At 73.2% G+C, this 26,995-nt stretch carries 26 protein-coding genes; 13 read left to right on the top strand and 13 right to left on the bottom strand.

The window, feature by feature from the left end; genetic code table 11:
* Window positions 1-34: 34 nt before the first annotated feature.
* Together QWJ13_RS00905 and QWJ13_RS00900 are read right to left on the bottom strand one after the other, a co-directional pair.
* The gene (locus QWJ13_RS00905; protein WP_316519853.1) at window positions 35-1,669 is read right to left on the bottom strand and encodes a hypothetical protein; all 1,635 of its coding nucleotides are present in this window, start codon (window positions 1,667-1,669) and stop codon (window positions 35-37) included.
* A gap of 107 nt (window positions 1,670-1,776) precedes the next feature.
* Window positions 1,777-1,971, bottom strand: a complete 195-nt coding sequence (locus QWJ13_RS00900) for a hypothetical protein (protein WP_049660046.1) — start codon at window positions 1,969-1,971, stop codon at window positions 1,777-1,779.
* Between the two features lie 297 nt (window positions 1,972-2,268).
* Between QWJ13_RS00900 and QWJ13_RS00895 the strand changes: the two genes are divergently transcribed.
* The 4 genes from QWJ13_RS00895 (at window position 2,269) to QWJ13_RS00880 (ending at window position 4,965) form a co-directional block, all read left to right on the top strand.
* Window positions 2,269-2,694 (top strand): ankyrin repeat domain-containing protein, encoded by a 426-nt coding sequence (locus QWJ13_RS00895; protein ID WP_316519852.1) that lies wholly within the window; start codon window positions 2,269-2,271, stop codon window positions 2,692-2,694.
* A gap of 24 nt (window positions 2,695-2,718) precedes the next feature.
* Window positions 2,719-3,234 carry a GNAT family N-acetyltransferase gene (locus tag QWJ13_RS00890; protein ID WP_316519851.1) on the top strand — a complete coding sequence of 172 codons (516 nt, stop codon included), beginning with the start codon at window positions 2,719-2,721 and terminating at the stop codon, window positions 3,232-3,234.
* Between the two features lie 64 nt (window positions 3,235-3,298).
* Window positions 3,299-4,372 (top strand): serine hydrolase domain-containing protein, encoded by a 1,074-nt coding sequence (locus QWJ13_RS00885; protein ID WP_316519850.1) that lies wholly within the window; start codon window positions 3,299-3,301, stop codon window positions 4,370-4,372.
* A 92-nt stretch (window positions 4,373-4,464) separates the two neighbouring features.
* Window positions 4,465-4,965 (top strand): NUDIX domain-containing protein, encoded by a 501-nt coding sequence (locus QWJ13_RS00880; RefSeq protein WP_316519849.1) that lies wholly within the window; start codon window positions 4,465-4,467, stop codon window positions 4,963-4,965.
* Window positions 4,966-4,972: 7 nt separating this feature from the next.
* Here QWJ13_RS00880 and QWJ13_RS00875 read toward each other — a convergent pair whose 3' ends face one another.
* From QWJ13_RS00875 to QWJ13_RS00865, 3 genes are all read right to left on the bottom strand, one after another.
* Window positions 4,973-5,632: a vitamin K epoxide reductase family protein gene (locus QWJ13_RS00875; RefSeq protein ID WP_316519848.1), complete on the bottom strand. Its 660-nt coding sequence runs from the start codon at window positions 5,630-5,632 to the stop codon at window positions 4,973-4,975.
* A gap of 97 nt (window positions 5,633-5,729) precedes the next feature.
* Window positions 5,730-6,533, bottom strand: a complete 804-nt coding sequence (locus tag QWJ13_RS00870; RefSeq protein WP_316519847.1) for a DsbA family protein — start codon at window positions 6,531-6,533, stop codon at window positions 5,730-5,732.
* Window positions 6,534-6,686: 153 nt separating this feature from the next.
* Window positions 6,687-7,361: a hypothetical protein gene (locus tag QWJ13_RS00865; RefSeq protein ID WP_316519846.1), complete on the bottom strand. Its 675-nt coding sequence runs from the start codon at window positions 7,359-7,361 to the stop codon at window positions 6,687-6,689.
* A 146-nt stretch (window positions 7,362-7,507) separates the two neighbouring features.
* Here QWJ13_RS00865 and QWJ13_RS00860 point away from each other — a divergent pair, with 146 nt between their 5' ends.
* Window positions 7,508-8,386 (top strand): CHAD domain-containing protein, encoded by an 879-nt coding sequence (locus tag QWJ13_RS00860; RefSeq protein ID WP_316519845.1) that lies wholly within the window; start codon window positions 7,508-7,510, stop codon window positions 8,384-8,386.
* Between the two features lie 128 nt (window positions 8,387-8,514).
* On the opposite strand, the gene QWJ13_RS00855 is transcribed toward QWJ13_RS00860, so the two are convergent.
* Window positions 8,515-9,288 (bottom strand): uracil-DNA glycosylase, encoded by a 774-nt coding sequence (locus QWJ13_RS00855; protein WP_316519844.1) that lies wholly within the window; start codon window positions 9,286-9,288, stop codon window positions 8,515-8,517.
* 157 nt (window positions 9,289-9,445) lie between these two features.
* On the opposite strand from QWJ13_RS00855, the gene QWJ13_RS00850 reads away from it, so the two are divergent.
* Entirely contained in the window at window positions 9,446-10,438 is a 993-nt protein-coding gene (locus tag QWJ13_RS00850; protein ID WP_316519843.1) for a slipin family protein, read from the top strand.
* Window positions 10,439-10,535: 97 nt separating this feature from the next.
* Window positions 10,536-10,985 (top strand): CBS domain-containing protein, encoded by a 450-nt coding sequence (locus QWJ13_RS00845; RefSeq protein ID WP_316519842.1) that lies wholly within the window; start codon window positions 10,536-10,538, stop codon window positions 10,983-10,985.
* 52 nt (window positions 10,986-11,037) lie between these two features.
* On the opposite strand, the gene QWJ13_RS00840 is transcribed toward QWJ13_RS00845, so the two are convergent.
* The 3 genes from QWJ13_RS00840 to QWJ13_RS00830 all read right to left on the bottom strand — a co-directional run bounded on the left by QWJ13_RS00840 (window position 11,038) and on the right by QWJ13_RS00830 (window position 13,045).
* Window positions 11,038-11,859, bottom strand: a complete 822-nt coding sequence (locus QWJ13_RS00840) for an SDR family NAD(P)-dependent oxidoreductase (protein WP_316519841.1) — start codon at window positions 11,857-11,859, stop codon at window positions 11,038-11,040.
* A gap of 107 nt (window positions 11,860-11,966) precedes the next feature.
* The gene (locus QWJ13_RS00835) at window positions 11,967-12,389 is read right to left on the bottom strand and encodes a PaaI family thioesterase (protein ID WP_316519840.1); all 423 of its coding nucleotides are present in this window, start codon (window positions 12,387-12,389) and stop codon (window positions 11,967-11,969) included.
* Between the two features lie 32 nt (window positions 12,390-12,421).
* Window positions 12,422-13,045 (bottom strand): TetR/AcrR family transcriptional regulator, encoded by a 624-nt coding sequence (locus tag QWJ13_RS00830; protein WP_316519839.1) that lies wholly within the window; start codon window positions 13,043-13,045, stop codon window positions 12,422-12,424.
* Window positions 13,046-13,114: 69 nt separating this feature from the next.
* Here QWJ13_RS00830 and QWJ13_RS00825 point away from each other — a divergent pair, with 69 nt between their 5' ends.
* Both QWJ13_RS00825 and QWJ13_RS00820 read left to right on the top strand, forming a co-directional pair.
* Window positions 13,115-13,618 carry a DUF1453 domain-containing protein gene (locus QWJ13_RS00825; protein ID WP_316519838.1) on the top strand — a complete coding sequence of 168 codons (504 nt, stop codon included), beginning with the start codon at window positions 13,115-13,117 and terminating at the stop codon, window positions 13,616-13,618.
* Between the two features lie 42 nt (window positions 13,619-13,660).
* Window positions 13,661-14,161, top strand: coding sequence for a hypothetical protein (locus QWJ13_RS00820; RefSeq protein ID WP_316519837.1), 501 nt, complete (start codon window positions 13,661-13,663; stop codon window positions 14,159-14,161).
* On the opposite strand, the gene QWJ13_RS00815 is transcribed toward QWJ13_RS00820, so the two are convergent.
* Window positions 14,158-17,061 carry an FAD-binding and (Fe-S)-binding domain-containing protein gene (locus QWJ13_RS00815; protein WP_316519836.1) on the bottom strand — a complete coding sequence of 968 codons (2,904 nt, stop codon included), beginning with the start codon at window positions 17,059-17,061 and terminating at the stop codon, window positions 14,158-14,160. The two genes, QWJ13_RS00820 and QWJ13_RS00815, sit on opposite strands and share 4 nt — an antisense overlap.
* Before the next feature lie 119 nt (window positions 17,062-17,180).
* Between QWJ13_RS00815 and QWJ13_RS00810 the strand changes: the two genes are divergently transcribed.
* Entirely contained in the window at window positions 17,181-17,807 is a 627-nt protein-coding gene (locus QWJ13_RS00810; RefSeq protein ID WP_316519835.1) for an HIT family protein, read from the top strand.
* Between the two features lie 49 nt (window positions 17,808-17,856).
* Here the strand turns inward: QWJ13_RS00810 and QWJ13_RS00805 are convergent, their stop codons facing one another.
* The 3 genes from QWJ13_RS00805 to QWJ13_RS00795 all read right to left on the bottom strand — a co-directional run bounded on the left by QWJ13_RS00805 (window position 17,857) and on the right by QWJ13_RS00795 (window position 23,645).
* Window positions 17,857-18,861 carry a glycosyltransferase family 2 protein gene (locus QWJ13_RS00805; protein ID WP_316519834.1) on the bottom strand — a complete coding sequence of 335 codons (1,005 nt, stop codon included), beginning with the start codon at window positions 18,859-18,861 and terminating at the stop codon, window positions 17,857-17,859.
* A 282-nt stretch (window positions 18,862-19,143) separates the two neighbouring features.
* Window positions 19,144-19,512: a hypothetical protein gene (locus QWJ13_RS00800; protein ID WP_316519833.1), complete on the bottom strand. Its 369-nt coding sequence runs from the start codon at window positions 19,510-19,512 to the stop codon at window positions 19,144-19,146.
* 71 nt (window positions 19,513-19,583) lie between these two features.
* On the bottom strand, window positions 19,584-23,645 hold the full coding sequence (locus QWJ13_RS00795; RefSeq protein WP_316519832.1) for a polymorphic toxin-type HINT domain-containing protein: 4,062 nt from the start codon (window positions 23,643-23,645) through the stop codon (window positions 19,584-19,586).
* Window positions 23,646-24,142: 497 nt separating this feature from the next.
* Between QWJ13_RS00795 and QWJ13_RS00790 the strand changes: the two genes are divergently transcribed.
* The 3 genes from QWJ13_RS00790 (at window position 24,143) to QWJ13_RS00780 (ending at window position 26,855) form a co-directional block, all read left to right on the top strand.
* The gene (locus QWJ13_RS00790) at window positions 24,143-24,631 is read left to right on the top strand and encodes a hypothetical protein (RefSeq protein WP_316519830.1); all 489 of its coding nucleotides are present in this window, start codon (window positions 24,143-24,145) and stop codon (window positions 24,629-24,631) included.
* 176 nt (window positions 24,632-24,807) lie between these two features.
* Window positions 24,808-25,197: a hypothetical protein gene (locus QWJ13_RS00785; protein ID WP_316519829.1), complete on the top strand. Its 390-nt coding sequence runs from the start codon at window positions 24,808-24,810 to the stop codon at window positions 25,195-25,197.
* Window positions 25,198-25,238: 41 nt separating this feature from the next.
* Window positions 25,239-26,855, top strand: a complete 1,617-nt coding sequence (locus QWJ13_RS00780) for a trypsin-like serine protease (protein WP_316519828.1) — start codon at window positions 25,239-25,241, stop codon at window positions 26,853-26,855.
* Window positions 26,856-26,995: the final 140 nt, after the last annotated feature.

Genomic DNA, 26,995 nt, shown 5'->3' with positions numbered 1-26,995 from the left:
TTCCGCGGCGGCGCCCGACCCCACCCCGCGGGGGTCAGGAGATCGGGCGTGAACGGATCATCGGCTCGCCCTTGGCCAGGTCGACCGGGCGGGCAGGCGCGGCCGGATCGGTGGGCGGGACCACCGGCGGGTGCTCCGGGCGGGGCGGCACGGCGGCGGCCTCGGTGCGGCTGTCCCGGTGCGGCAGCAGCGCGATCACCGCGTCCCGCAGCGGGGCCGGAGCCTCGTCGTCCAGCGGGTCGACGGTGGCCGGCACCTGGAGCCGGACCGGGACGCCGTTGCCGATCCGGGCGTAGCCGCGGCCGGCCGGGGCGTAGCCGCGGCCGGCCGGGGCGTGTGCGGCGGGGGCGATGTCCAGCGGCGCGCCGAGCGCGGCGTGGCCCTCGTCGGGGCCGGCCGGGCCGAGCACCACGCGGGCCCGGGTGGTGGCGCGGACGGTGGGGGTGATCCGGTCCCGGGCCTCCAGGTCGTCGGCGATCACCACGGTGACCCGGGCGGCCCGGCCGTGCCGCAGCGGGAGCTCCAGCAGGTCCTGCGGGTCGGGCCGGCCCTCGGCCTGGGCCAGTTCGCTCAGCTCGGTCGGGTGGTCCAGCAGCAGCCACAGCGGCCGGGTGACGTCCTCGGGCGGGGCGCTGCCGGCGTGTCGGGCGGCGTTGAGCGCGGTGAGCCGCCGCTCGGTCTCGTCGGCGGCCCACCCCAGGGCGGCCAGCGCGCCGTGCAGGCTGGTCTCCACGGTGTGCACGCCGGGCCGGTTCACCAGGCAGGCGTGCTCCCCGGTGCCGGCGCCGTCGACCACCACCAGGTCGGCGTACGGGAGGGCCTGGAGGGCGACCGAGCGCAGCAGGCTGGAGGTGCCGTAGCCGGTGACGCCGAGCGCCAGCAGGTGGGGCTCGGAGGAGCGCGGGCCGGTGCGCCAGACCACCGGCGGCTGCTGGACGGCGGCGCCGCCCCGGACCACCGGGATGGTGCGGGCGCTGCCGTCCTCGTCGGTGAAGCCCAGCACGATCTCGCCGGGGGCGGCCACGAAGCGCTGGGCGGCGATGTCGGTGGGCAGCGGCGCGAGCGCGGTGATCCGCAGCCGGTTGGACTCCTCGTCCCAGTCGAAGCGGTACTCCCGGGCCCGGCCCGCCTTGCCCTGGATCACCTGCTCGATCCGGGCCCGGGCGGCCGGCTCGGTGTCGGTGAAGTACGCCGGGTAGCTCAGGTCCAGCCGGGCGAGCCGGCCCTCGGCGTCGAACTCCCACGCGCTGAAGGCGCTCTTGTAGCTGCCCTCGAAGTGGTACAGGGGGTTGGCGTCCTCGGGGCCGCACAGGTACGGGGTGAGGGCCGCGTAGAGCGCGCCGAGCTTGACGTCGGCGACGTCCGGGGAGGCCGGCGCGGCGGGCGCCTTGGGGGACCGGCCGGCCCAGGCGGCGCTGGCCATCAGGGCGACCAGCGCGAACAGCAGGCCGTGCGGCATCAGGTAGACGCCGATCGCCATGGCGGCGGTCAGGAACAGCGTCGGGCCGCGGCGCTCCCTGGGGGTCTCCCGCCAGCGGGACTTGGCCCAGTCGGCGTGGTGGCGCAGGCCGCGGCCGATGACCGTGAGCGGTGCGAACATGTCGGAGGCGTGGTCCCCGGCGGTCCGGGCGATCGCGCGGCCCTTGCTGAGGTGGCGGTGGAGCGGCATTCCTTGACTCCCCGGGCGGGTGGGACGGGTGGGGTGCGCAGGTGGGGAACGACGGGGCCCGGGGGCGGTGGGATCCGCGCCCGGGCCGGTACGGGGAGTGGCGGCGGTCAGAACCTGATGCCGCTGAGCAGGCTGGCGAGGCTCGCGCCGCCCGCGGTGATGCTCGGCGCGATGGAGGAGCCGGCGATGTAGAAGCCGAACAGGGCGCAGACGATGGCGTGGGAGACCTTCAGTCCGTCCCGGCGGAAGAAGAGAAAGGCGATGGTGCCGAACAGGACGATGCCGGAAATCGAGAGGATCACGTTCCGCTCCTCAGGAAGGGGGACAAGCGGGGGTGTCACGGAAAGTGCACTAATCGTGACAAAAAGTAATAGATGATGGAACGGTGCAAATGGGTGATTTCGCCGTTGAATGGTGCGAACCGGCCGGGGGTGCGGGCCGGGGCCGCGGGGAATCGGTGAGCCGAGGCATTCCCTCGGGGAGGGCGGGAAGTTTCCGGGGGGTCCGGGAAGTTCGCTCGAATGGCTGCGCGACGCGCGCTACCGTGCCCCTGCGCAGCCCGTGACCGCCCGACGACCCGACCGGAAAGGCCTCCCGCCATGACCGACGCCGCCAGCCGGCAGCCCGCCGACGCCCCCGCCGTCCTCGACGCCGAGGTGATCGCGCTCGCCGGGAAGCTCTTCGACGCCGCCCGGGCCGGGGAGACCGACGCCCTGTCCGGCTACCTGGCCGCCGGCGCCCCGGCCGACCTCACCAACGACCGCGGCGACACCCTCGTGATGCTCGCCGCCTACCACGGCCACGCCGCCACCGTCGCGGAACTGCTCCGGCACGGCGCCGACCCGAACCTCGCCAACGACCGCGGCCAGACCCCGCTGGCCGGCGCCGTCTTCAAGGGCGCCGAGGACGTCCTCGGTGTCCTGCTGGCCGGCGGCGCCGACCCGCGGGCCGGCACCCCGAGCGCCGTGGACACCGCCCGGATGTTCGGCAAGAACGACCTGGTCGCCCGGTTCGAGGCCCGCTGAGCGGGGCCCGTAGGCTCTTCCACCATGAGCACCAGCGCCACCCAGGACACCGGCACCGTCGAGTTCCGCGTCACCGGCTACGCCCACCCCGACGCCCAGGCCCTGTCGGCGGAGGTGCAGCAGGAGTACGTGCGCCGCTACGGCGACCCGGACGAGACCGTCATGCACCCCGAGGACTTCGAGGCGCCGGCCGGACTGTTCATGATCGCCTACCTGGACGGCCGTCCGGTCGCCTGCGGCGGCTGGCGGGTCAAGCAGGCCGGCCCGGACGACCTGCGTGACGGTGACGTCGAGCTGAAGCGGATGTTCGTGGTCCCCGAGGCCCGCGGCCGCGGCCTGGCCCGCGCGATGCTGCGGCGCCTGGAGCTGGCCGCCGTCGACGCCGGGCGCACCCGGGTCATCCTGGAGACCGGCACCGAGCAGCCCGAGGCCGTCGGGCTCTACCAGTCCGAGGGCTACGCCGCGATCCGCAAGTTCGGCATCTACAAGGACCATCCGCAGAGCATCTGCCTCGGCAAGGAGCTGGCTCCGGCGGTCTGACCCGCCCCCGCGCGGGGAAGGCTCTCCGTCGGCCCTCGGGCCTCGTGCCTCGGGAGGGATACGGATGAGCCATCGAGCACCCGGAGCCGACCGGCTCCCCGTCCTGGCCGCGTCCGGCGGGGAGCTGGACCGGCTGGTCGGCGAGGGTGCCCGCACCGTCGGCGCGGGCGCCGTCTGGGCCGTCGGTGACGCGGGCGGCACCCTGGGCGGCGGCAGCCACGGCGTGCTCGGGCAGGGACCGTACGCACGGCTGCGGCCCGGGCCGGACACGCTGTACGACCTCGCCAGCCTCACCAAGGTCGTCGCGCTGTGGCCCTGCGCCGGGGTGCTGTGGCGGTCCGGTCGGCTGCCGCCGGACGAACCGCTCGGCCGCTGGTGGAAGCCCGCCGCCGGGCACCCCGCCGGTGCGGTGACGGCTCGTCAACTCCTCGCCCACACTGCCGGGATGCTCCCGTACACCCGCTTCGAGCGGCTCTACGGGAGGGATCCCGAGGCGATCCGGTCCGGGGTCGTCGCCGCCCCGCTGCACCGCCCGCCGGGCACGGCCGTGGAGTACACCGACCGGGCCGCCGTGCTGCTCACCCACCTGGTCGAGGACCTCGGCGGCGGGCCGCTGGACGAACTCGCCGAGCGCTGGGTCTGGCGGCCGCTCGGCATGGCCGACACCCGGTACGGCCCGCTCGGCGCCGCACTCGCCGCCCGCACCGCGCCCACCGAGTACGAGGAGCGGGCCGGCACCCATCTGTGCGGCGTCGTCCACGACCCCTCCGCCCGGCTGCTCGGCGGCGTCTGCGGCAACGCGGGGGCCTTCTCCACCGCCCGCGACCTCGCCCGCTTCCTCGCCGCACTGCTCGCCCCGCCGCCCGAACTGCCCTGGGGCGGTGGGTGGATCGAGGAGTCGCTGCGCGAACAGACCGGCGGCCTCACCCCCGCCCGCGGCCTGTCCTGGCTGTACGCCCCCGGCACCGATCCGGCCGAGGGCACCTTCGTCCACTACGGCTTCACCGGCACCGGCTTCTGGGTCTCCCGGCGGCTCGGCCGCTGGGCACTGCTGCTCACCAACAAGGTGCACTACGACCGGGGCATCCAGCAGCTCACCGACCTGCGCAACGCCTTCCGGCAAGCCGTTTTCGGATAGCACTCGTTCGGGTGGATCGACGCGAACGGCCGTTTGCCGAGCGGGGATCGCGGCAGATTGTCCCCGAGGGCGGCGGTCGGCGAGGAGGCGCGATGACGGACACCTGGACACTCACGGAGGAGGAGTGGCTCGCCGGGCTGGTGCGCGCCTACGTCGGATGCAGCGTGCTGCTCACCGACGAGGCGGGCAAGGTCCTGCTGCTGAAGGCTGGTTACCGCGACCAGTGGCAGTTCCCCGGCGGCGGGATGGACCAGGGGGAGGGGCCCGCCGAGTGCGCGGCCCGCGAACTGTACGAGGAGACGGGGCTGTTGGCCGGGCCGTTGCGGCTGCTCGTCGTGGAGTGGCGCGACGCCATTCCCGACCAGGGCGAACACGCCCATCCCGCCGTGCAGTTCATGTTCGACGGCGGGACGGTCGCGGCCGGGTCGGCGGTCCGGGTGCAGGTCGAGGAGATCGCCGACTACGGCTACTTCACCCCCGCGCAGGCGGTCGCCCTGCTGCACCCCGGTGCGGCGCGCCGGCTCACCGGGGCCCTGGAGGCCCGGCGGACGGGCGCCGCCACGCTGCTGCACTCGGCCGGGTACGTGGGGTGACGGTTGATCAGAGGAGGGTGCTCCAGTAGTACCAGAACCGGTTCAGCACCAGCAGCGCGATCACTGCTGCCCACAGCACCGGCAGCGCCCAGTGGTAGCGGGCCGCCTCCCGGACGACCACCCGCAGCCGCGGGCCCACCGGGATCACGCCCGTGCGCAGGTTGTGCAGCGTGGTGTACCAGAACAGCACCACCACCGTCGCCCACACCACCATGCAGTACGGGCACAGCGCGCCGATGTCGTACAGCGCCTGGTCGATCAGCCAGTGCACGAACACCACGCCCACCGCGGTGCCCGCGTTCAGGCCCAGCCAGAACCAGCGCCGGTACGCGGCACCGGCGAGCAGCCCCGCACCGATCGCCGCCAGCGCGCCGAAGGCGGCCAGACCGAGCAACGGGTTCGGGAAGCCGAAGACCTCCGCCTGCTCGGTGCGCATCACCGAGCCGCAGCTGATCACCGGGTTGATGTTGCAGCTGGGGATGTAGGAGGGGTTCTCCAGGATCCGGAGCTTGTCGAAGGTCAGGACGGCCGAGGCGGCCAGCCCGACCAGCCCGCCGAGGAACAGCAGGAACGCGAGGGCCCGGCTCGCGCCGACCGGCGCCCGGCCGGTGTCCTCGGCACCGTCGGGGGCGGATCTGTACGGGTGCACGGTGGTAGCGGCGGTCATGGCAGCACACTCCGGTAGCTGGCTGGGAGGAGCCGGCCCGGCCGGGAGTTCGGCCGGGCCGGGTGGTGCCGTACGTGCGGGGTCCGGCGGCGCGGCCTTACTGGAGGCCGGCCGCCTGCTTGACCTGCGCGGTGAACTGCTCGGGGGTGGCCACCGAGTTGCCGACGAACAGGTTGACGGTCTTGCCGTCCACCTTGACCGTCGGAGTACCGGTCACACCGCTGTCGTTGAACGCGTCGGCGACCTTGGCCGCCCACGGGGCGTAGGTCTTGTCGGTGACGGCCTTCACGAAGGCGTCCGTCTTCAGACCGGGCACCTGGCCGGCCAGCTCCAGGATGTGGTTGACGTCGCCGAAGCCGTCCTCGCGCTCGTCCGGCTGGTTGGCGTACAGCACGTCGTGGAACGCCTTGAACTTGTCCACGCCCTCGTTCAGCGCGGCGCCGGCGGCGGCCAGCGCCGTGCGCGAGCCCTTGCCGCCGAGGTTCTTGTCCAGGAAGGACGCCAGGTGGAAGTTCACCTTGATCCGGCCGTCCTCGGTGAGCTTCTTCACGGTCTCGCCGTTCGCCGCCTCGAAGTGCTTGCACACCGGGCAGCGGAAGTCCTCGTAGATCTCCATGGTGTGCGGGGCGTCGGCCTTGCCGTAGGTGATCACGGTGCCGTTGTCGCCGGAGACATTGGCGGGCACGACCAGCTGCGCCGAAGCCGAGGCGGAGTTCTTGTCGTCCTTGGCCGAAGCCGAGTTGACCGCGACGGCGACACCGCCCGCGAGGGCCAGCACGGCGACGGCGGAGACCGCCACGACGATCCGCTGACGGCGCTTGGCGGCCTGCTGCTCGCGCCGCTGCGCCTCCTGGATCCGCTCACGGGCACTGACGCGCTTCTTGTTCTTGTCCTGCGACATGGGGAAGTCAACTCCTGTACGCGGCGCGCGGGTGCGCGCGGGCAACCGCACCTTGGTGCGGCGGGATCGGGTGAACGCGGGAGTCGGGCGCACTGCCTGCGGGCGTACCGGGCCGTCCGGCCGGGCACGCGGATGATCAGGAGGGAGAGTCGATCAGCAGGCAGGCGCGAAAGCGGGCGGGCCACGCCGGGGCGCCGGGCTCAGCGCCACGTCCTCGCGGCGCGGCCGCACGCGGTCCGACACCGGCAGCGGCACCCGCAGCACCGGACGCACCGGGGCCGGGAGCAGCAGGACGACCAGGGCGCGCAGCGGGCCGGCCAGCGACGTGCGCAGCGCGCACAGCGCCCGGCCCAGGCCGGACAGGGCGGCATCGCCCATCCGCAGCCAGGCCGAGGCGGCCAGCGCGATCACCACGTGCGTCAGCAGGAGCAGCAGCTGGGTCGCGGCGGGCGCCAACTGCCCGATGTGGCCCAGCGGGCCGCCCAGCAGTGAGCCGTCCACCGAACCGCCGCCACAGACCAGCAGGTTCACACCGCGGGCGGGCACCTGACCGGTCAGCATCGGCGAACAGCTGGTCTGGCCCAGGTTGAACGTGGTGTTGAGCAGCAGCTCGACCGGCACCATCACGCCGGAGATGTGCAGCATCCGCCGCTCCCCGCCGGCCAGCACGGCCGCGACCAGGAAGACGACGGCACAGGCCGAGGCCACCAGCGACAGTGGCAGCGGGTGGCCCGTGATGACCACCTGACCCAACGCGGCCATCGGCACGGCGAGCGCGGTGAACACCGCGGCCCGCAGGGCCCTGGTCGCATGGGAGGAGATCGTCACGCTCCGGAGTATGCCATGGCCCTCACACCCGGCACGAGGGCCCGTAGGTCCCTGTTCCGGCTGACGCGGCCTCACTGGCCTGCGGGGCGCTCCGCCCGACTAGCCTGGAAGAGGTTCCCGCTGACCCGACGAGGGGGCGAGCGCACATGGCGACACCCGAGACCACGGTGGGGCAGGTACTGCTGGCCCGGATCGAGGCGCAGGCCGTGGTGCTGGCCGGACTGGACGACGCCGTCCGGGCGGACGAACCCGACGCCGTGCACCGAATGCGGGTCGCCTGCCGGCGGCTGCGCAGCGCCCTGCGGACCTTCCGGCGGCTGTTCACCCCCGGTGCCACCGACGAACTGGTCACCGACCTGCGCTGGCTCGCGGCTGCCCTCGGCGGGGCGCGGGACCGCGAGGTGCTGGCCCAGCGGCTGGCCGCCGAGGCCCGCGAGCTGCCCGACGAGTGCGAGCCGCAACGGGTCGCCGCAGCGCTGGAGCGGTGGGGCGAGGCCGAGTACCGCGAGGTCTGGCCCGAGGTGGTCGCCGCCCTCGACGACCCCCGCCGCCGGGCCCTCGGCGAAGCCCTCGCCACCCTCCTCGCCGACCCGCCGCTCCGCCGGCGCGCCGCCCGCAAGGCCCTCCCGGAACTCTCCCGGATCGCCGCCCGGGAACAACGCCGCACGGCCGAACGCGTCCGCACCGCCCTCGCCGCCACCCCCGAGGACCGGAGCCTCGCCCTCCACGAGGCCCGCAAGGCGGCCAAACGCGCCCGCTACGCCGGCGAGACCGCCGCCCCGGTGGCCGGCGCCCGCGCCGACCGCTACGCGGCGCGGATGAAGGCCGTCCAGGAAGTGCTGGGTGAGCACCAGGACGCCGTCGTCGCCGCCGCCACGCTCGCCACCCATGCTCCGACCGGCGGCGAACCCTTCGGCTACGGCGCCCTCTACGCCCGCCAGCTGGCCACCCAGGAAACCGCCCGCCACCGCCTGCCGGCCATCTGGCGCCGGGCGGCCAAGCGGAAGCTGGCGCACTTCGGGTAACGGGACGCCCTGCACCTGACGCTCGCGCCGCCACTGAGGGCTACGGGCATCGGCGGCCCGGGGTTCGGGTGGTAGTGGCGGGTCGTCGGGAGCCCGCGCGCCGCGAAGGGGGCCCACCGGGAGCCGCGCTACTTCGGGTGGAGGCCCGCGGAGCGGGCGGCCTCGCGCAGGAGGTCCCGGAGCATCGTGGTGGTGAGGCGGCCGGTGTTCGTGTTGCGCGGGCTCACGTGGTAGCAGCCGTACAGCTGGAGGGGTGGGCCGTCGTCGGTGGCGGGGAGGGTGACGTGGGCGCCGTGGCCGAAGGTCGGGCGGGGGCGGGGGACCTGCCAGCCGGCGTCGGCGAGGACCGGGAGCATCGCCTGCCAGGCGAAGCCGCCGAGGGCGACGACGGTGCGTACGGTGGGCCGCATCAGCTCCAGTTCGCGGGTGATCCAGGGGCGGCAGGTGTCGCGTTCGGCGGTGCTGGGCTTGTTGTCGGGCGGGGCGCAGCGGACCGGGTCGGTGATCCGGACGCCGTGGAGTTCCAGGCCGTCGCCGTGGCGGACGGACTCGGGGCGGTTGGCGAGCCCGAGTTCGTACAGGGCGGCGTAGAGGAGGTCGCCGGAGGGGTCGCCGGTGAAGATCCGGCCGGTGCGGTTGGCGCCGTGGGCGGCGGGGGCGAGGCCGACCAGGACGAGGGGGGCGTCGGGTGGGCCGAAGCCGGGGATGGGGCGGGCCCAGTAGTCCCAGTCCTGGTAGGCGCGGCGCTTGGTGCGGGCGGTCTCCTCGCGCCACGCGACCAGGCGGGGGCAGGCCCGGCAGCCGGTGACGACGCGGTCCAGGGCCGCGAGTCCGCCGGCCCGGGCGGAGGCCTCGGCGGGGTGGCGGGGGTCGCCGGGGTCGTCGGCGGCGGAGTCGCGCATGGTCAGAATCCTAGGGTTCCCGCAGGCCGGGGGACGTTCGTTCCCGCGCCGTTCGGGCAGGCGTAGCGTGGAAGAAGTTGCTCCGGCGGTCCCCGGCCGGTCCGGGTCGGCGGCGGCCGGACGCGCCGGTGTGCGCGCAGGCCGCGAGGAGGCCGCGATGATCGTCGATGCGGTGCTGGGGGCGCTCGGAGGGCTGGTCGGGCTCGGGGCGATTGTCGCGGGCCTGAGCATCAGGGTCGTCCAGCAGTTCCAGAAGGGCGTGGTGTTCCGCTTCGGGAAGGTGCGCGACGAGGTGCGCGATCCCGGGCTGGTGGTGCTGATGCCGGTCGCGGACCGGCTGCGCAGGGTGAACGTGCAGATCGTGACGATGCCGATCCCCGCGCAGGAGGGCATCACCCGGGACAATGTGACGGTGCGGGTGGACGCGGTGGTCTACTTCCGGGTGTTGGACCCGGTGAAGGCCACGGTCAATGTGCAGGACTACAACTTCGCGATCTCCCAGGTCGCGCAGACCTCGCTGCGCTCGATCATCGGCAAGAGCGAGCTGGACGACCTGCTGGCCAACCGCGAACCGATCAACCAGGGGCTGGAGCTGATGATCGACAGCCCGGCGCTGGGCTGGGGCATCGAGATCGACCGGGTGGAGATCAAGGACGTGGCGCTGCCGGAGTCGATGAAGCGCTCGATCGCCCGGCAGGCGGAGGCCGAGCGGGAGCGGCGGGCCCGGATCATCACGGCGGACGGCGAGTACCAGGCCTCGGAGCGGCTGTCGGAGGCGGCGGCGGTGATGAGCGCGACCCCGGCGGCGTTGCAGCTGCGTCTGCTGCAGACGGTGGTCGAGGTGGCGGCGGAGAAGAACTCGACGCTGGTGCTGCCCTTCCCGGTGGAGCTGCTGCGCTTCCTGGACAGCGCGACGGAGGTCCAGCAGCGGAGCCTGCTGACGGCCGCGGCGGCCGCGGCCGGGGCGAAGGTCGCCGAGGAGGCGGTGGAGAGCGGCGAGGTCCCGGAGGAGGAACTCGAACCGGACCCGTCCAGGCACGAACTCCCACCGCTGGAAGAGGTGTTGGAGAAGTCGCCGCTGGGCGGCCCGGAATCGCCGGACGGGCCGGTCGAGGCGGCAGGCCGTACGGACCGGGGCGGAGCGGACTGAGCGCCCCGGCCCCGCTGCCGGCGGCCCCGCTGGCGTCGGCCCCGCGCCCGGACCACGATGGACGAGGGGAAAGGGAAGCCAGGTCAGGAGGCGGACCATGACCAGAGCCAGCGACATCATGCACCCGGGCGCGGAGTGCATCCGCGAGGACGAGACGCTCGCGGCCGCCGCCCGGATCATGCGGGAACGCCATGTGGGCGCCCTGCCCATCTGCGGGCCGGGCGACAAGCTGCTGGGGATCTTGACCGACCGCGACATCGTGCTGCGCTGCGTCGCCGAGGGCCGGGACCCGGCGTCGGTGACGGCGGGCGAACTGGCGCAGGGGCGGCCGATGACGGTGGAGGCGGACGAGGACTGCGACCAGGTGCTGCGGGTGATGGAGCAGTACCAGGTGCGCCGGCTGCCGGTGATCAACCACCCGGAGCACAAGCTGGTCGGCATGATCACCGAGGCGGACATCGCCCGCGGCCTGCCGCAGGCGAGGGTCGCCGAGTTCGTCGCGGCGGTCTGCGCGGAGGAGGCGCCCGCGGGCGCTGCCCAGGGCTGATAGCCGCGGGCAACAGGCCCCCGCCCCGCTCCAGGGGCGGGGGCCGTGCCGGTCAGGCGGCGGGGCCGTGCGCCTCGGCGGAGAGCTCCGCCCAGTCGGCCCAGGTGCCGAGCCGGTCGGCGTAGACCTGCCGGAGCATCGGCCGGCCCTGGGTGCCGAAGAACACCCGCAACGGCGGCCGCTCGGCGTCGACCAGTCGCAGCAGGGCCCGGCCGGCCGCGGCCGGGTCGCCGACGTCGAGCGTCTCGGCGTGGGCGGCGAAGGCGGCGCGCAGCCCGTCGTAGTGCGGGTCCTCCTTGGCCTGCACGGCGGAGGCGATCGCATCGGTGGCGTAGCTGCCGGGCTCGACCACGGTGACCTTGACGCCGAACCCGGCGACCTCCTGGGCGAGCGCCTCGCTCAGGCCCTCCAGGGCCCACTTGGAGGCGCAGTACCCGCCGCCGAGCGGGAACGCGGCGACCCCGGCGACCGAGGAGATCTGGACGATGTGCCCGGAGCCCTGGGCGCGCAGCAGGGGCAGCGCCGCCTGGACGACCCGCAGCGGGCCGAACAGGTTGGTGTCCAGCTGGTCGCGCAGCTGCTCCTCGGTGAGTTCCTCGACGGCGCCGGACAGGCCGTAGCCGGCGTTGTTGACGAGCACGTCGAGCCGCCCGAAGTGCCGGTGGGCGCGGTGGACGGCGTGGTGGACGGCGTCCCGGTCGGCCACGTCCAGCGGGAGCGGGAGCATCGTGTCGCCGTGGGCGGCGGCCAGTCCGGCGAGCCGCCCGGTGTCCCGGGCGGTCGCGGCCACCCGGTCGCCGCGGGACAGCGCCGCCTCGACGAAGGCGCGGCCGAGGCCGCGGGACGAACCGGTGACGAACCAGACCTTGCTCATGGGTGTGCTCCTGCCGTGTCCGATGACGTGGTGGCATCAGGACACCGGCGGGCGCGGTGCTGTGACACCCGGGGCGGTCCGTACCGGTGCCGGGTGTGGGCCGGCGGTCAGCCCAGGGCGTAGACGGCGGTGGCGTGGGCGGTGGGGTCCTCGGCGTCCTCGGCGCCGCTCTCGGCGGTGAGGGTGATGTCGAGGAAGGCGATCCGGCGGCCGAGTTTGGTGATCCGGGCGTGCACCAGGACGTCCTGGCCGAGGACGGCGCGCTGGAAGGTGGTGGACTGTTGGACGGTGGTCATCGGGCCGAAGCCGCCGCGGGCCGCCGAGAGGGCGATCACGCAGGCCGTGTCGGTGGCGGCCATCAGCGCCTGGCCGGACATGCCGCCGCCCTCGCGGGCGAGCCGGTCGGACCAGGGCAGCCGCAGCACGGCGTGGCGTTCACCGGTCTCGACGGTCGACAATCCGAGGTCCCGCACCCAGGGGGCGAAGTGGTCGGCCAGCAGCTTGTCGGCCTCGGCGGTGGTGAGGGTCATCGCGCCATTGTGCCGGGGGCATTGGCGCGGTGTCAGGAGGTCGGAGCGGCCAGGGTGTCCAGGTGGCGGCGGAGCACCGCGCGCAGCTCGTCGGGGCCGACCAGCTCGGGGTGGTGGACGGCCTGGAGGGTGAGGCCGTCCAGCAGGGCGGAGAGCCGGCGGGTCTCCAGGCCGAGATCGAGGCCGGGGAGCAGGGCGTCGGCGCGTTCGCACTCGGCCAGGACGCGGCGGACCAGGTCGTCCAGCCCGGCCTGCATCTCGGCGGCGCGGGGCCGCAGGTCGGGCCGGGTGCGGGCGGCGGTGACGAAGGAGAGCCAGAGCGCGGACTCCTCCCGGCGCTCGGCGTCCAGCGGGAGGGTCTCGGCGAGCAGCCGGACGGTCCGCTCGCGCCGGTCGGTGTCGACGGCGGCCGGGTCGAGCAGGGCGGCGGCGTGGACGCGGATGCGGGCCTCGATCCGGTGGGCCAGCTCGCTCATCGCGAAGATCATCAGCTCCGAGCTGCCGGCGAAGTAGTGCCGCACCGAGCCGACGGCCAGGGCGGCCTCCTCGGCGACGTTGCGCAGTGAGGTGTGCTCCAGCCCCTCCCGGGCGGCGACGCGCAGGACGGCGTCGGCGACGGCCTGGCGGCGTTCCACGGGGTCGACGATCTTCGGCATGTTGCCGTTATAGCACGGCCGAGCTAAATTGCTGATTTAGCACAGTCGAGCTACAAAAGGGGTGTGGGGATGAACGGCTGGGTGCATGCGGGGCTGATCGCCGCCGTGGTCGTGGTGGTGGTGATCCGGCGGCTGCGCGGCGAACCGCTCAACGCCCGGGACCTGTTCGGCGCGCCGGTGGTGCTCACCGGCCTCGGTGTCTGGGCGGTCGCGCAGCGGCACGGCCTCGGTGCGGGCGACTACGGCTGGATCGCGGCGGGGGCGGCGCTCGGCGTGGCATTGGGGGCGGTGCGCGGCGCCACCATCCGGGTCTACGAGCGGGAGGGGGTGCTGTGGCAGCGCTACACCGGCCGGACCTTCCTGGTCGCCGGGGTCTCGCTCGCCGTGATGGCCGGCTTCGCCGCGCTCGCCGCGCACTTCGGCCTGGCGGCGGACGCCCGTCCGGTTCAACTGTCCATCGGTGTCGGCTTCCTGGGGGAGGCGCTGGTGGTCGGCTACCGGGGGCTCACCTCGGGGGCGCCGTTCGCGCCGGAGCGGCAGGGGTCTGGTCCGCTGGATCGGATCCGCCGGTAACTTTGGTTGTCAAGCCTGTGTCTGGTAACTGTGGTTGTCGCCATGGCGATCGTGGAGATCACCCATGAGGAGCGGGCCGAGCTGGCCAAGGCCCTGGTCGACGCTCTCGACCCCCTCGCCGCCGCCGTGCGCGCCCGCGCGACCGGCCTGCCCGCGGAACGGATGTGGAACGCCGAGCCGGTCGAGGTCGCGCTCTCGATGCTGTCCGCCTGGAAGTTGGTGGACGCCGAGGTCAAGCGGCTCACCGCGGGCGCGGCCGCCACCGCCGGCTCCTACGGCGCCGGCTATGAGCAGCTCGGCGCCGCCTGGGGCATCACCCGGCAGGACGCCCGGAAGAAGTGGCCGGAGGCCGTGAGTCGTCCGGCGGCGCGGCCGGGATCACTCGAACTCTTGGGTGGCGCAGTCGAGTTGGTGGAGGGTGCGGATGGCTGGCGCTGGACGGCCACCGGTGCGGACGGTGAACTCGGCGCTGCCGGCGCCGGCCACCGGAGCCGGGAGGAGGCCGCGGCGCACGCCGGGGCCTTCCTCGCGGCGCACGCCTAACCCTGGCCTCCGGGGGCCCGCAGCTCCCGGGCGATCAGCTCCGCCAGGTGCAAGGCCTGGCGCCCGTCGGCGAGTTGGGCGATCTGGGTGCGGCAGCTGAAGCCGTCCGCCAGGAGCACCGTCTCCGGCCCGGCGGCCCGGACCTCGGGCAGCAGCACCCGCTCCGCGATGGCCTCGGACACCTCGAAGTGGCCCCGCTCGAAGCCGAAGTTGCCCGCCAGGCCGCAGCAGCCGGCGTCCAGTACACGGTTGTTGAGGCCGAGCCGGGCCTCCACCCGGCGGTCGGCGGCGCTGCCGAGCACCGCGTGCTGGTGGCAGTGGGTCTGGGTGACGGCGTCCAGCCGGATCCGGGGGAGCGGGGCGTCCGGGGCGTACTCGTCGAGGAACTCGGCGAAGGTGCGGGTGCGATCGGCGAGCGGCCGGCCCTCCGGGCCGAGCAGTCGGGGCAGGTCCTCGCGCAGGGTGGCGGTGCAGCTCGGGTCCAGGCCGATCACGGGGGTGTCGGCCTGGACCCCGTCCGCGGCCGCCAGTGCGCCCAGGCTGCGCCGCAACACCCGTCGGGCGGTGCCGAGTTGACCGGTGGAGTACCAGGTGAGGCCGCAGCAGACCGGGCCCGAGGGCAGCCGGACGTCGAAGCCCAGGTGCTCCAGCACCACGACGGCCGAGCGCAGGACGTTCGGCTGGAGGTGGTCGGAGAAGGTGTCCGGCCACAGCAGCACCGGCCGGGCGCCCGCCGGGGCCGGGTGGGTGGCGCGGTGGCGCCGGTACCAGGCGGTGAAGGTCTCCGGCGGGAACACCGGCAGCACCCGGCGCGGGTCGATGCCGCCGAGCCGCTTGAGCAGGGAGCCGGCCCGGGAGCGGGCGAGCGTGTTGGCGGCGCCCGGCGCGAGCGCGACGGCCCGCAGCCAGAGCGGCAGCCAGCCCATCGAGTAGTGCGCGAGCGGGCGCGGCCGGTGCCGGTAGTGCTGGTGCAGGAACTCGGACTTGTACGTTGCCATGTCGACCTGCACCGGGCAGTCGCTCGCGCAGCCCTTGCAGCTCAGGCAGAGGTCCAGCGCCTCCCGGACCTCCTCCGAGCGCCAGCCGTCCGGGATCGCCTCCCCGCGCAGCATCTCGGCGAGCAGTCGGGCCCGCCCTCGGGTGGAGTGCCGTTCCTCGCCGGTGGCCAGGTAGCTCGGGCACATCACCCCGCCGCCCGGGGCCACGCACTTGGCGACGCCCACGCAGCGGTGCACCGCCTTGACCAGGCTGCCGCCGTCCTGCTCGTACGGAAGGGCCAGCGGCAGGGTGGCGCGCGGGGCGGTGACGAAGCGCAGGTCGGCGTCGAGCGGGCGGGGATCGACCAGGGCGCCCGGGTTGAGCAGGTTCTCCGGGTCCCAGATCCGCTTGAACTCGCCGAACAGATCGATGACTTCGGGCGGGTACATGCGCGGCAGCAGCTCCGAGCGGGCCTGGCCGTCGCCGTGCTCGCCGGAGAGTGAACCGCCGTACGAGACCGCCAGATCGGCGGCCTGCTCCAGGAACTCCCGGAAGACCAGCACTCCTTGGGGCTCGCCCAGCGGGAAGTCGATCCGCAGGTGCACACAGCCGTCGCCGAAGTGCCCGTACGGGACGCCGTGCAGGCTGTGCCGGCGCAGCAGGGCGCGCAGGTCGCGCAGGTAGTCGCCGAGCCGCTCGGGTGGGACGGCGGAGTCCTCCCAGCCGGGCCAGGCCTCGCCGCCTCCGGGCAGCCGGGTGACGATTCCGGCGCCCGCCTCCCGGACGGCCCACAGCTGGCGCTGCTCGACCGGGTCGGTGACCAGCGCGACGGCGGCCGAGCGCTCGCGGCGTACCGCGTCGGCGAGCCGTCGGGCGGCCTGGTAGGCCTCCCGAGGGGTGGCGCCGCCGGTCTCCAGGAACAGCCAGCACTCCCCGGCCGGCAGCCGGTCCAGCGCGGGCGGCCGGCGCCCGGCGGCGAGCAGCGCGGCGATCAGGTCGGCCGCCATGCCCTCGGCGGTCAGCGGCCCGTACGGCAGCAGCTCCGGGACGGCGTCGGCGGCGGCGCCCTCGTCGGGGTAGCCGGCCACCACCAGGGCGCGGGCGGGCGGGTCCTCGACCAGGCGGACGGTGGCGCCGAGCAGCAGCGCGCAGGTGCCCTCGGTGCCGGTGAGCGACCGGGCCAGGTCGTGGCCGTGCTCGGGCAGCAGCGCGTCCAGCGGGTAGCCGGAGGTGCGGCGGGGCAGCCGGGGCATGCCCTGCCGGATGAGGGCGAGGTTGCGGTCGGTGAACTCCTGGAGCCGGGCGTGGAGTTGGCCGGCCCGCCCGGGTTCCTCGGCGAGCGCGGCGCGCTCCCGGGCGGTGAGCCGCCCGCCGACGGTCAGCTCGGTGCCGTCCGCGAGCAGCAGCTCCAGCCGTTCGACGTTGTCGGCGGTGCGCCCCCAGGCGAGCGAGTGCGAGCCGCAGGAGTCGTTGCCGATCATGCCGCCGAGGGTGCAGCGGCTGTGGGTGGACGGGTCCGGCCCGAAGCGCAGCCCGTACGGCCTGGCGGCGCGCTGGAGGTCGTCCAGTACGGTGCCGGGCTGGACGCGCGCGGTGCGGGCCTCGGGATCGAGCTCCAGCACCGCGCCGAGGTGGCGACGGAAGTCCAGCACCACCGCGCCCGGGCCGATCGCCTGCCCGCCGATGCTGGTCCCGGCTCCGCGCGCCACCACCGGCACCCGGTACTCGCGGCACAGCGCCAGCGCGGTGCGCACGTCGTCCAGGTCGGCGGGCTTGACCACGCCGAGCGGCAACTGCCGGTAGTTGGAGGCGTCCTGGCTGTACACGGTGCGCTCGGCGGTGCCGAAGCGGACCTCGCCGCGCAGCACGGCGGCCAGCTCGCGGGCCAACGCGGCCCCGGGGACGGCGGACGGACGGCTCACCAGGGACCTCCCGGGCAGGTGGCGACGGCTCCGCCGATGATGGCAGGCGCCCGGCCTCCCGGGTACCGGGCGCGACGGGGGTACCGCCGACGGGGTGTCATGTGGCACCCTCGGCGATCATGATCGACGAACCCGCGGCCGTGGACCCGGCCGGCCCCGACGCCTACCTCGCCCGCCTCCCGATCGGCGAGCCGCTGCCCTTCCCGGCGGACGGCGCGCCGTCCTGGGAGATCTTCCCGTACGAGGGCGAACTGACCGTCCGTGAACTCCGGGCGCCCGAGCTGCCCGAGCCGCCCCGCCACGGCGAGGACGGCCCGGCGAGCTGCTCCCAGTGCGTCCGCCCGGACTCCGACTTCCTGTGGACCGACGAGCACTGGCGGCTGAGCGCCACCGACGAGCCGACCGGCCTGCCCGCCGCCCTGCTGCTCCAGCCCCGCGCCCACCACGACCTGCTGGACCTGCCGGTCGAACTCTCCGCGGCGCTGGGCCCGATGCTCCAGCGGGTCGAGCGGGCGGTGCTGTCGCTCGGCGGCATCGGCCGGGTCCATGTGAACCGCTGGGGCGACGGCGCCGCCCACCTGCACCTGTGGCTGATCGCCCGGCCCGAGGGCGTGATGCAGCTGCGCGGCTCGACCCTGCCGCTGTGGATGGACGTGCTGCCGCCACTGCCCGCCGATGTCACGGCCGAACGGGCCCGCCGGATCGCCGCCGCGATGGCCGCCGAGGGTGGCACCGCGCACGCCTGAGGCGGCACCGCGTACTGCGAGGGGCGGCACCGCGCACGCCTGACCCGGTTCACTTCCGCCCGGTGAGCGTGCCGCGCGCGATGTGGGAGAGCTTGGCCACCTCGAAGGCCGGGTAGGCGCCGCCGGCCAGCAGCGAGAACTTGATCCCCTCGCGGCCGCCCGGCCGGCGGTGGCCGGGCGGCTGGAAGCGGCGGTGGTGCTCGGCGGCCCGGTGGAAGAACTGCGGCCGCTCGGCGCGGGGTACGCAGCCGGCCAGGTCGAAGACGAACAGGTAGTGCCGGACCATCCGGACGAACAGCGCGTCGCGCACCGCGTACAGGTGCGGCTGGTCCGTCAGCAGGGCGAAGCTGCGCTCGTACTGGTCGAACAGGTCGAAGACGCCGCTGCCCGGGCCGCCCGCCGGGTGGACGGTCTCCCGGCGGCGCAGCTGGACGCACTCGCGCGCCAGCACGGCGGCCTTCCGGGCGCCGAGCAGCGAAGCGTGCGCCACCGGGACCTCCTCGTAGCGGCCGGGCGGGAAGGCCAGGCCCAGCTCGGCCCAGTGGCCGCGGCGGATCAGCCGGTCCCAGACCAGCGGCGGGGCGCCGAACAGCGCCGGGCGGTCGAAGGGCGCGAACGGCTCGGGGCCGGCCTCGGCGAGCAGCGCCGCCGCCCCGCCGGGCCAGTCGCGGTCCTGGTGCCGACGGGAGTGGCCGAACAGCAGCACGTCCACCGGGCCGGTCTGCTTCAGCCGGTCGGCCAGCGTCCGCAGCGCGTCCCGGGGCAGCAGGTGGTCGGCGTCGAGGAACAGCAGGTACTCGCCGCTCGCCCGCGCCGCCCCCGCGTTGCGGCTGGCCCCGACCCCGACCGCCGCGTTCAGGTGCAGCACCGACACCAGCGGGTGCCGCGCCGCGTAGGCCTCGGCGAGCCCGGCCGCCGTCTCGGGGGAGCGGTCGGCGACCACGATCACCTCGATGTCGGCCAGGGACTGCGCGAGCAGCGAGTCCAGGCAGTCGGCGAGCTGTCCGTGCTGGTCGTAGGCGGGGAGCACGACGCTGATCAGGGGTGAGGGCATGACGCCGGAGCGTAAGAGGGCGTGCGAACGGTGGCAAAGCCGCGACGGTGGGTGATTCGGGGCGAACCATGGCAAACCGTCCGGGCGTGCGCCATATCTTCACGCCGCCTTCCGGCCGTGTCCACGGCTCCGACCTGCGGCGATGCGCCTCGGGGCCCGCGACGCGGACTCTCTGGGGCCGCGGGTGCCGAGCGGGGCGGCGACCGGAACGACGGCGAGGCCCCGCCGTGGTCGGCGGGGCCTCGGGAGATGTTCAGTTCTGTTGTGCCTTTACCGGCGTGATCACGTCGTCCAGGGGGAGAACGTGCCGACGCTGAGGGCCTCGGACTTCAGGACGTCGAGGACCCGCTCGCTGACGACGAGCTGCGCCCTGTCGGTCAGTCCGAGGTCGGCCACCCCGGGCTCCCCGTCGACGAGCAGCCACACGAGGTCGGGGATCTCGCCTTCGGGATTCAGCTCGTGGAAGTCCTCGGACGCCGAGACGGTCGCCTCGCTCGTGCGGAATCCCGTGAATCCTTCCGATTCGAACCGGCGCGCGACGCCGCGCAGGACGAGGTAACAGGGGAAGGTCTGGACGATGGAGTCGCCCAGCCAGTCGATGACCTCGTAGTGGAGTCGCGAGACCTTCGGAGGGTGGGTGGTGGAGTCCATGACGGTCTCCGGTCCAAGTCCTCCGGCGACCTCGGGATTCACCAGGTAGTGCGTACCCACAAGGGCTCCATTCACCGTATTCGGGGAGCGAACCACTGCCCCAGTTCGTCGTCGACCCTGGTCGCGTAATCTAGCACATCCTTCTTCGACGGCGACGGGTGCAATGCGTAGAACTCATTCCACATGTTTCGAATGGCGCTCAGGTGGACCCGGCTGTTCACCACGCCCTTGGGAATGCCGCGCAGATTTTCCAGCGAGTGGATCTCGTCCGGTGAGAACAGGTTCGGGTATCGGGTCAGGACCTGCTGCTCGATCGCGTGGTGGACCCAGACATTCCCCTGGCTTCCGGGGTTGGCGTTGTAGAACGTCTGACGGTAGTTCGTGCTCCCACCGGCGTTTCCGACAGTGGCCGGCTGGCGGGTGGGGATCGAGCCTCCCAGTCCGGGCACATCGCCGCAGCCGACACCGGTGACGTTGTAGTTGTGAACGAGTACGGGCGTGGCCCCGGCCAGCACGTAGTACGTGTGGAGGCCTTCGACCGTCAGGTTGTAGGCGGGCTGAAGGGTGCTGTGGTGCCGGACGGACTCGATCCGCCACGACTGCCCGGCAGGGTCGCGGACCGTGTCGCCACGCTTCAGATCGCCGGCGTCGGTCCAGGCCCCGCGGCTGTCGGACCAGAACGGGTGGTGGTCCGTGCTGGTGAGTGAGCCACCGTCCGACAGGGTGATGTCGGTGTAGTCCTGGTCGTCCGGCGTGTAAATGGTGGCCTCGACCCGCCGCGACGCCGTCGATGTGGCTCGCGGGTCGGCGGCCAGGACCAGATCTCCGGCTCTGACCGCTTCGATGGGGCGACTGGTGCGGTCTCCCATGAGCACCCGCGTACCTGCGGGGAAGCTGTTCCGAACCGGAATCGGGCACGACTTCGGGACGCGCTCGAAGAGCTTCTCGATGAACTCGGCTGCCTTTTTGCCCCAGCCACCGAACTTCTTCGTCCACTGGACGAACTTGGCGACCGCCGCGGCGTCGCCGACGATGGGAATGGCGCCGAGGCAGGATTCCGCAGCCTTGCCGGCCTTCCCCTCGACCGCGTAGTAGGCGCAGTTGATCAGGTCCGCAATGTCGGCGAGACCCGGTGCGAAGATACCGCCGACACCGCCGATGGTATCGAGGGTGAAGTGGATGCCTTCCGAGATGATGCGGTAGAGGGAGTTCGCGTCGTCGTTCTTCTGCTTCTGCTTCTTGATCTCGTCTTCGATCGCCGCGACGGCGTCCTGCTTGGCCTTGGCGGCCGCTTCGTCCATCGCCTGCTGATCGGCCTCCAGCTGGGCCTGTTGCTCGGCTTCCCAGGCGGCCTGCTGCTCGGCCTCGTACTTGGTCTGGTAAGCGCCGAACGCCTCCTCGGCAGCCGCCTGAGCGGCAGTCGCGTCCTTGCCGGCGGCGACCGCTGATGCCCTCGCTGCGGCGGCGGAGCCGTACGCGTCGTTGGCGCTCAGCTGTGCGCGGTTCGCGGACCACTCCGCTTGCTTGGCCGAGTAGAGGGCCTGAGCCACACTCCGGCGGGCCGAAGCCTCGGCCGCCTTGGCTGCCTTGGCGACCGCGGCTGCCTTCGCGGCCTCGGCCTGCGACCGGTCGGCGGCGGCCTTTGCCGTGGCGACGAAGTCAGCGGCCGCACTGGCTGCCTGCCGGGCGTCGGCGGCGTAGCCGTTGGCTTGGTCCGAGGCGTCGCGGGCAACAGCGGCGGCGTGCTGGGCCTCGGCAGCGACCTGCTGGGCGCGGGCGGAGGCGGCGGAGGCCTGGGCGATCAGAGCGGTCACGTCGGCGACGTGAACGGCTGCCAGCTGATCCTTGCGCTGGGCGGTGTACTGGCCTTCGGCCACGAAGGCGCGCAGTGCGGCCGTCGTACCGTTGAGGGCGATGAGGGCCGCCGCTCTGCGTTCGTCGCCGGGTGAGTCCCGGAGCTGGGCCACCGTGAGGCGGTCGTCGGCGGCCTGGGCGTCGGTCAGCCCCTTGTCGAGGAAGTCCCGCAGGGCCTCGGGCGTGTTGGTCGCCAGGGCGGCCTGACCGGCGGCCTTGACGGCCGGGCCCGCCTTGTCGATGACCCTGGCGATCTGAAGGCGGTTCTCGGGTGCGGCGGCCTGGTACTGGCCGGTGGTCACGAACGCGGTGACGCCGGCGGCGTCGGTTTCGAGGGCGGTGAAGGCGGCGGCGCGAACCGCGGGGTTCTCCGAGGTCTCGTACAGATGCGCGGCCTGTTCCCGGTCGTCCTGCTCGGCTGCCTTGGCACGGCCGGACTTGACGTAGGCCAGAACGGCGGTGTCGGGGCCGGACAACGCCGTTTCGGCAGCAGCGGCTCCCCAGGGGCCGGAGATCTTGCGTGAGAGCAGAGCGAGCTTCCGGCCGTCCGTGGCGACCTGTTCGGGGGTGGCGCCGGGCTGCGCGGAGGCCTGGGCGAGACGGACGGCCTCGGTCTTGGCCTTCTGCACCTCCTGCTGGGCCCGTTCGACCTCGTCCCGCTTCTCGGACTCGGCGACCTTTTCGGCCGCGGCCACCTCGGTCGCGGCGGCGGTGCGGCTCCTGAGGTCCTCGGCCTCGGTGCGGCGGGCCAGGCCCTGGAACGTGTTGGCCTTGTCGACAGCCTCCTTGGCCTCCTTCGCGAAGCCTGCGGCCGCGTCCGCGTGGACAGTGGAGTCCTGTGCGGCATTGGCGCTCTGACCGGCGTGGTCGGCGGCGCTCCGGGCGGCCTGGGCGGCGGCCGCGGCGTGGGACCGGGCGGACTCCAGGAGCGTCCTGACGTCGGCGGCGGCCTGAGCGGCCTCGCCTGCCAGGGTCTGCGAGGCCGCGGCGGCGCGGGTCGCCTCGGCGGCGTGGCGCTGGGTGGCCTGGGCGGCCTGCTGGGCCTTGGTGGACTGGGCTCCCGCGCGGTTGGCGGCGGCGCCGGCCTGCGCTGCCGAGCCGGCGGCGGCGTCGGCGTTCCCACCGGCGCTGAAGGCGGCCGCGGCCGCGTTCTTGCTCTCGCTCGCCGCGTTCTGGGCGTGCTGTAGTGCGGTGTCGGAGTCCTTGGCGATCTTGGCCGCGGCGTCGGCGGCCTCGGCGGCCTCACGGGCAGCGGCGGCCTTGCTCGCATCGCCTGCCGCGGCGGCGGCGGCGCTGCGTGCGCGGGCGGCTGCCTGCGAAGCCGCAGATGCGGCGGCAGCGGCCTGCGAGGCTGCGTGGGCGGCGGTGCGAGCGGAGCCGTTGGCCGCACGGGCAGCGACGATGGCCGTCTGCGAGGCGCTGGCGGCCCGGGTGGCCGCGTCCGCGGCCCGGTCGGCGGCGATGCCGGCCTTGACGGCGTCGTTCCCCGCCTCCTGGGTCTCCTTCGCAGCCTTGGCGGCGTCGTCCTTCGCCCGCTGGGCCATGTCGACGGCCTTGTTGGAGGCCTCGACCGCCGCCTTGGTCTCGTTCACCGCCTGGTCGCTGGCGCTCTGGGCCTGCAGGGCGAGCTGAGCGATGCTCGCCCGCTCCTGGTCGCGGTTCTGGGCCACGTACTGCCCTGACGTCAGGAACTCCCGGACGTCCTCGATGGAGCCGTTGAGCGCAGCGCGGGCCGCGGCTTGGGTGTTCGACCCACCGGCGCTGAGGATCTGGACCAGCTTGACGCGGTCGTCCGCCTCGCGAGCTACGTACTGACCTTCGTTCAGGAAGGCTTTGACGTCGTCGATCGTGCCGTTGAGGGCCGCTTGACCCGCGGCTCTGACCCCGGGGCCCGCGCCGTCGATGGTCCGGGCGGTCCAGACTCGCTGGTCGGTTTCCAGGGCGGGCTTCCAGCCACTGTCCAGGAACGTGTTCAGCTCTGCCGGACTGCCGGCGATCGCCTTGTTGGCCAGCTCGCGGACCTTGGGGCCGCCGATGTCCAGGATCTGGGCGACGTTGAGCAGCTGGTCGGTGTGGATGGCGCCCGCCAGCTCGGTGTCGAGGAAGCGGCGTACGTCCTGGTCCGACCCGACCAGCGCCGCCTCGGCGAGCGTCTGGACGGTCGGGCCGCCGGACAGCCAGGCAGCCACGGTGCGAGCCCGGTCGCTCTCCTGGGACCCGGGCGAAGGCGAGGGCTCGGCAGCGAGGGCCGGCAGGCCGCTGCCGAGCAGGCCGCTCACAAGTGTCAAGGGCACGAGCCGAAGACACAGTGCACGTAGTGTCAAAATCCCATTCCTCCCCCCTCTGCGTGAACGAACGTTAAGGCTTCGCATGGGGGTCCTCCGCTGCAATCTTTGACTGACTATCCGTCGCCGCGGAGCGTATACCGGAGCTGAGTGATATCGATAATCACGGCCTCGGGTATTTGACTTCAGGTCAGATCCGAGAGTCGGGGGACCGGCTGAAAACCGATCAAATCGGACACTCTGCACATATAGTTCCTTGAGTGGTCAAACTTGCATGCGCTGCAGGTCAGGGCTCCGCTGTTCGGCATCGGTGCGTCAGATTGGTGCTGTTGATGGCCTATCATTTGCCTGCACATTGCCATCTTGGCCTGACCATCAGCTTCCTTCCTGGACGAACATTCACGAAGGATCTGTCAGGCACCGCAAGATCACGGATATCGATCGGGAGAGCCGGTTGGCAAGGCGCCCGATCGACCATTGAGAGGAATTCCATGCACTCTCGTGCAGCCAGGTGGTTCGCGGCCGGAGCCGTCGCGACGAGCGTCACCCTCGCGGCGACGGCTCTCGCGGTCGCGGACGTCACCCCGGCCGACAACTCCGCAGCGCCGCCGGCGGTCGAGGACTTCGCCCACCCCGGCGAGTCCCCGTACGGCAACGTCAAGCTGCTGCGCGGAGACGGCCACATCATGCTGACCGACTGCGCCACCGCATGGCAGATCCGGGTTCTGAGCCTGGACGTGCCGAACGACAAGGGCAACGAGATCTGCTTCCGGGCCACGTCGAGCACCGGCTACCTCGCCGTCGAGGTTCCCAACACGTTCCTGATCGCCACGCAGGGGCGCCCGGTCAACGCGAAGGTGACGGCCGACGGGGTCTCCCGCACCGTCGACGTCCCCAAGAACGACACCGCCAGCATCGGCATGGGAAGCAGCTCCAACCGTGTGCCGACCACGCTGCTCGAACTGCGTGTCACCGGCTGACCTCCTCCGGCTTCCCGCTCACTTTTCTGATGGAGTCCCAGGTGACCCGTAATCCCCTCCGCAAGGCGAGGAAGCTCGGCCGTACGGTGGCGGGCCGGTGGCTGGCCGTCGTTGCGGTGACCGCCGCAGCGGTCGGAGGAGCCTCTCAACTCGCCTCAGCGGATACCGCTCCGCCCGTGGCCGACAACTCCACCGCGCCGTCGGCCGTCGAGGACTTCTCGTACCCCGGTGCCGACACGGTCTCCCGCGTCAAGCTGCTGCGCGGCGACGGACGCATCCGCCTCGGTGACTGCGCGGAGCCCTCGCAGATCCAGATCTGGACCCGGGCCCCAGGCAACCCGGACAACAAGATCTGCTTCACCGTCGCAGCTGCGACGGGGTCTCTCTCCCTCCAACTGGCCGACGTGTTCGCGGTCCAGACCGCCGACGGCCGCGCCGTCCGGGTCGGCCTCACCGCCGATGGAGCCACGCAAACCCTCGACGTCGCCAAGGACGGCTTCAAGGGAGTCGGTGAAGGCATCGGTGCGAGCCCGACGGCCGTCGTCGAGTTGACCGTCACCGGCTGACAGCCGTCCCTCTATTCGTCCTCATGGTTGGAACAACACCCATGCTTCGTAACTCCTCGTTCCGCTGCCGTCGGGCAGGCGCCCTGGCCGCGGCCGCTGCCGCTGCCGTCGGCACACTGACCACCTTCGCCCCGGCCGGTGCCGTCTCCGGTGACGCGGCGGCCGACGACACCTACGCCTTCACCGCGCGCCTGGTGATCGGTGACAACCTGCGGGCCTGTACCGGTTCCCTGGTGGACCGGTACTGGGTGCTCACCGCGGCGTCCTGCTTCGCCGACGATCCGGCGCAGCCGCAGGCCCTCGCGGGGGGTGCCCCGAAGTGGAGGACCACCGTGACGGTCGGCTCCAAGTCCGTGGAGGTGGCCGAGCTGGCTCCGCACGCCGACCGTGACCTGGTGATGGCCCGCCTCGCCACGGCCGTCGACGGCATCGCCCCGTTGCCCCTGGCCACCGCCGCCCCGGCCGCCGGGCAGAGCCTGCGCGTTCCCGGATTCGGGCGGACCAAGGACGAGTGGATCCCGAACAAGCCGCACACCGGTGTCTTCTCGATCGGCACCGTGAGCCCGGCGGGCATCGGTACCACCGGTACCGGCGGTTCGTCGGTCTGCAAGGGCGACACCGGCGCTCCGGCGATCCGTGAGGTCAACGGCAGGGCCGAGCTGGTGGCCGTCGCCTCCCGCTCGTGGCAGGGCGGCTGCCTGGGCGTGCCCGCTTCCGAGACCCGCACCGGCGCCTACAGCTCCCGCGTCGACGACCTCGGCGACTGGGTGCACGTCCTGCGCTCCCGGACGGTGGAAGTCAAGCCTGGCCTGCACGTGCAGGCGATCGGTTCGGACAGCAGGCTGTGGGAGACCGTCGCCGACTACAAGGCCGGGAGCTGGCTCGGCAGTTGGTCGCCCGTCCCGAGCGGTGCGATCACCGCCGTGGACTCGGTTGCCATCGGTGACACCGTGCACGTCTTCGTCATCGGCTCCGACGGCCGCGTCTACACGCGGGACGGCAAGGTCGGTGGCAATTGGACCCCGTGGGGTGAGGTCCCCGGCGGCGCCGCCGGGGCCAAGGGCATCACGGCGGCCGCCCGTGGCAACACCGTCAGCCTGCAGATCATCGGTTCCGATGGCTCCCTCCACAGCACTCGGGCGGACTACGCCGCCGGTCGGTGGGTCGGCTCCTGGGAACGGGTCGAGACCAACAACCTGAAGGCCGTCACCAGCGCCGCCACCGCCGATGGTGTCGTCCACGTCTTCGTCATCAACGAGGACGGTCACGTCTACACCCGCGACAACAAGCTCGACGGTAGCTGGACCCGATGGGGCGACATCCCCGGCGGTGCCGCCGACGTCAAGGGCATCACGGCGGCCGCCCGTGGCAACATCGTCGACCTTCAGATCATCGGTTCCGACGGCTCCCTCTACAGCACCAACGGCAACTTCGACGCCGGCCGGTGGGACCCTGCGTGGACCAAGATCAGTGAGAACAAGCTGAAGGCCATCACCAGCAGCGCCGAGGGCAACGTTGTCCACGTCGTCGTCATCAACGAGGACGACAAGGTCTACAACCGCGACGCCGACTACAACGCCGGTCGATGGACTCCGTGGGGTGAGGTCCCCGGCGGTGCCGCCGGCGTCAAGGCCATCACCGCCGCCACCACCGGCTGACCCGCCCCACGCCGCGTCCTGACTCGCAGCAGACCCGGTGGGCCCGCCCTGCCGCCCGCAGGGCGGGCCGTGTTCCGGTGGGCGCGGAGCCGACCCGAGCACCATCCTCGATGAACCCGTCCACACCCCCGTACCCGTGG

Source organism: Kitasatospora brasiliensis (assembly GCF_032654805.1).
GTDB lineage: Bacteria > Actinomycetota > Actinomycetes > Streptomycetales > Streptomycetaceae > Kitasatospora > Kitasatospora brasiliensis.
The sequence above is the reverse complement of the archived record's forward strand: the minus strand, read 5'-3'. Positions and strand labels throughout refer to the sequence as shown.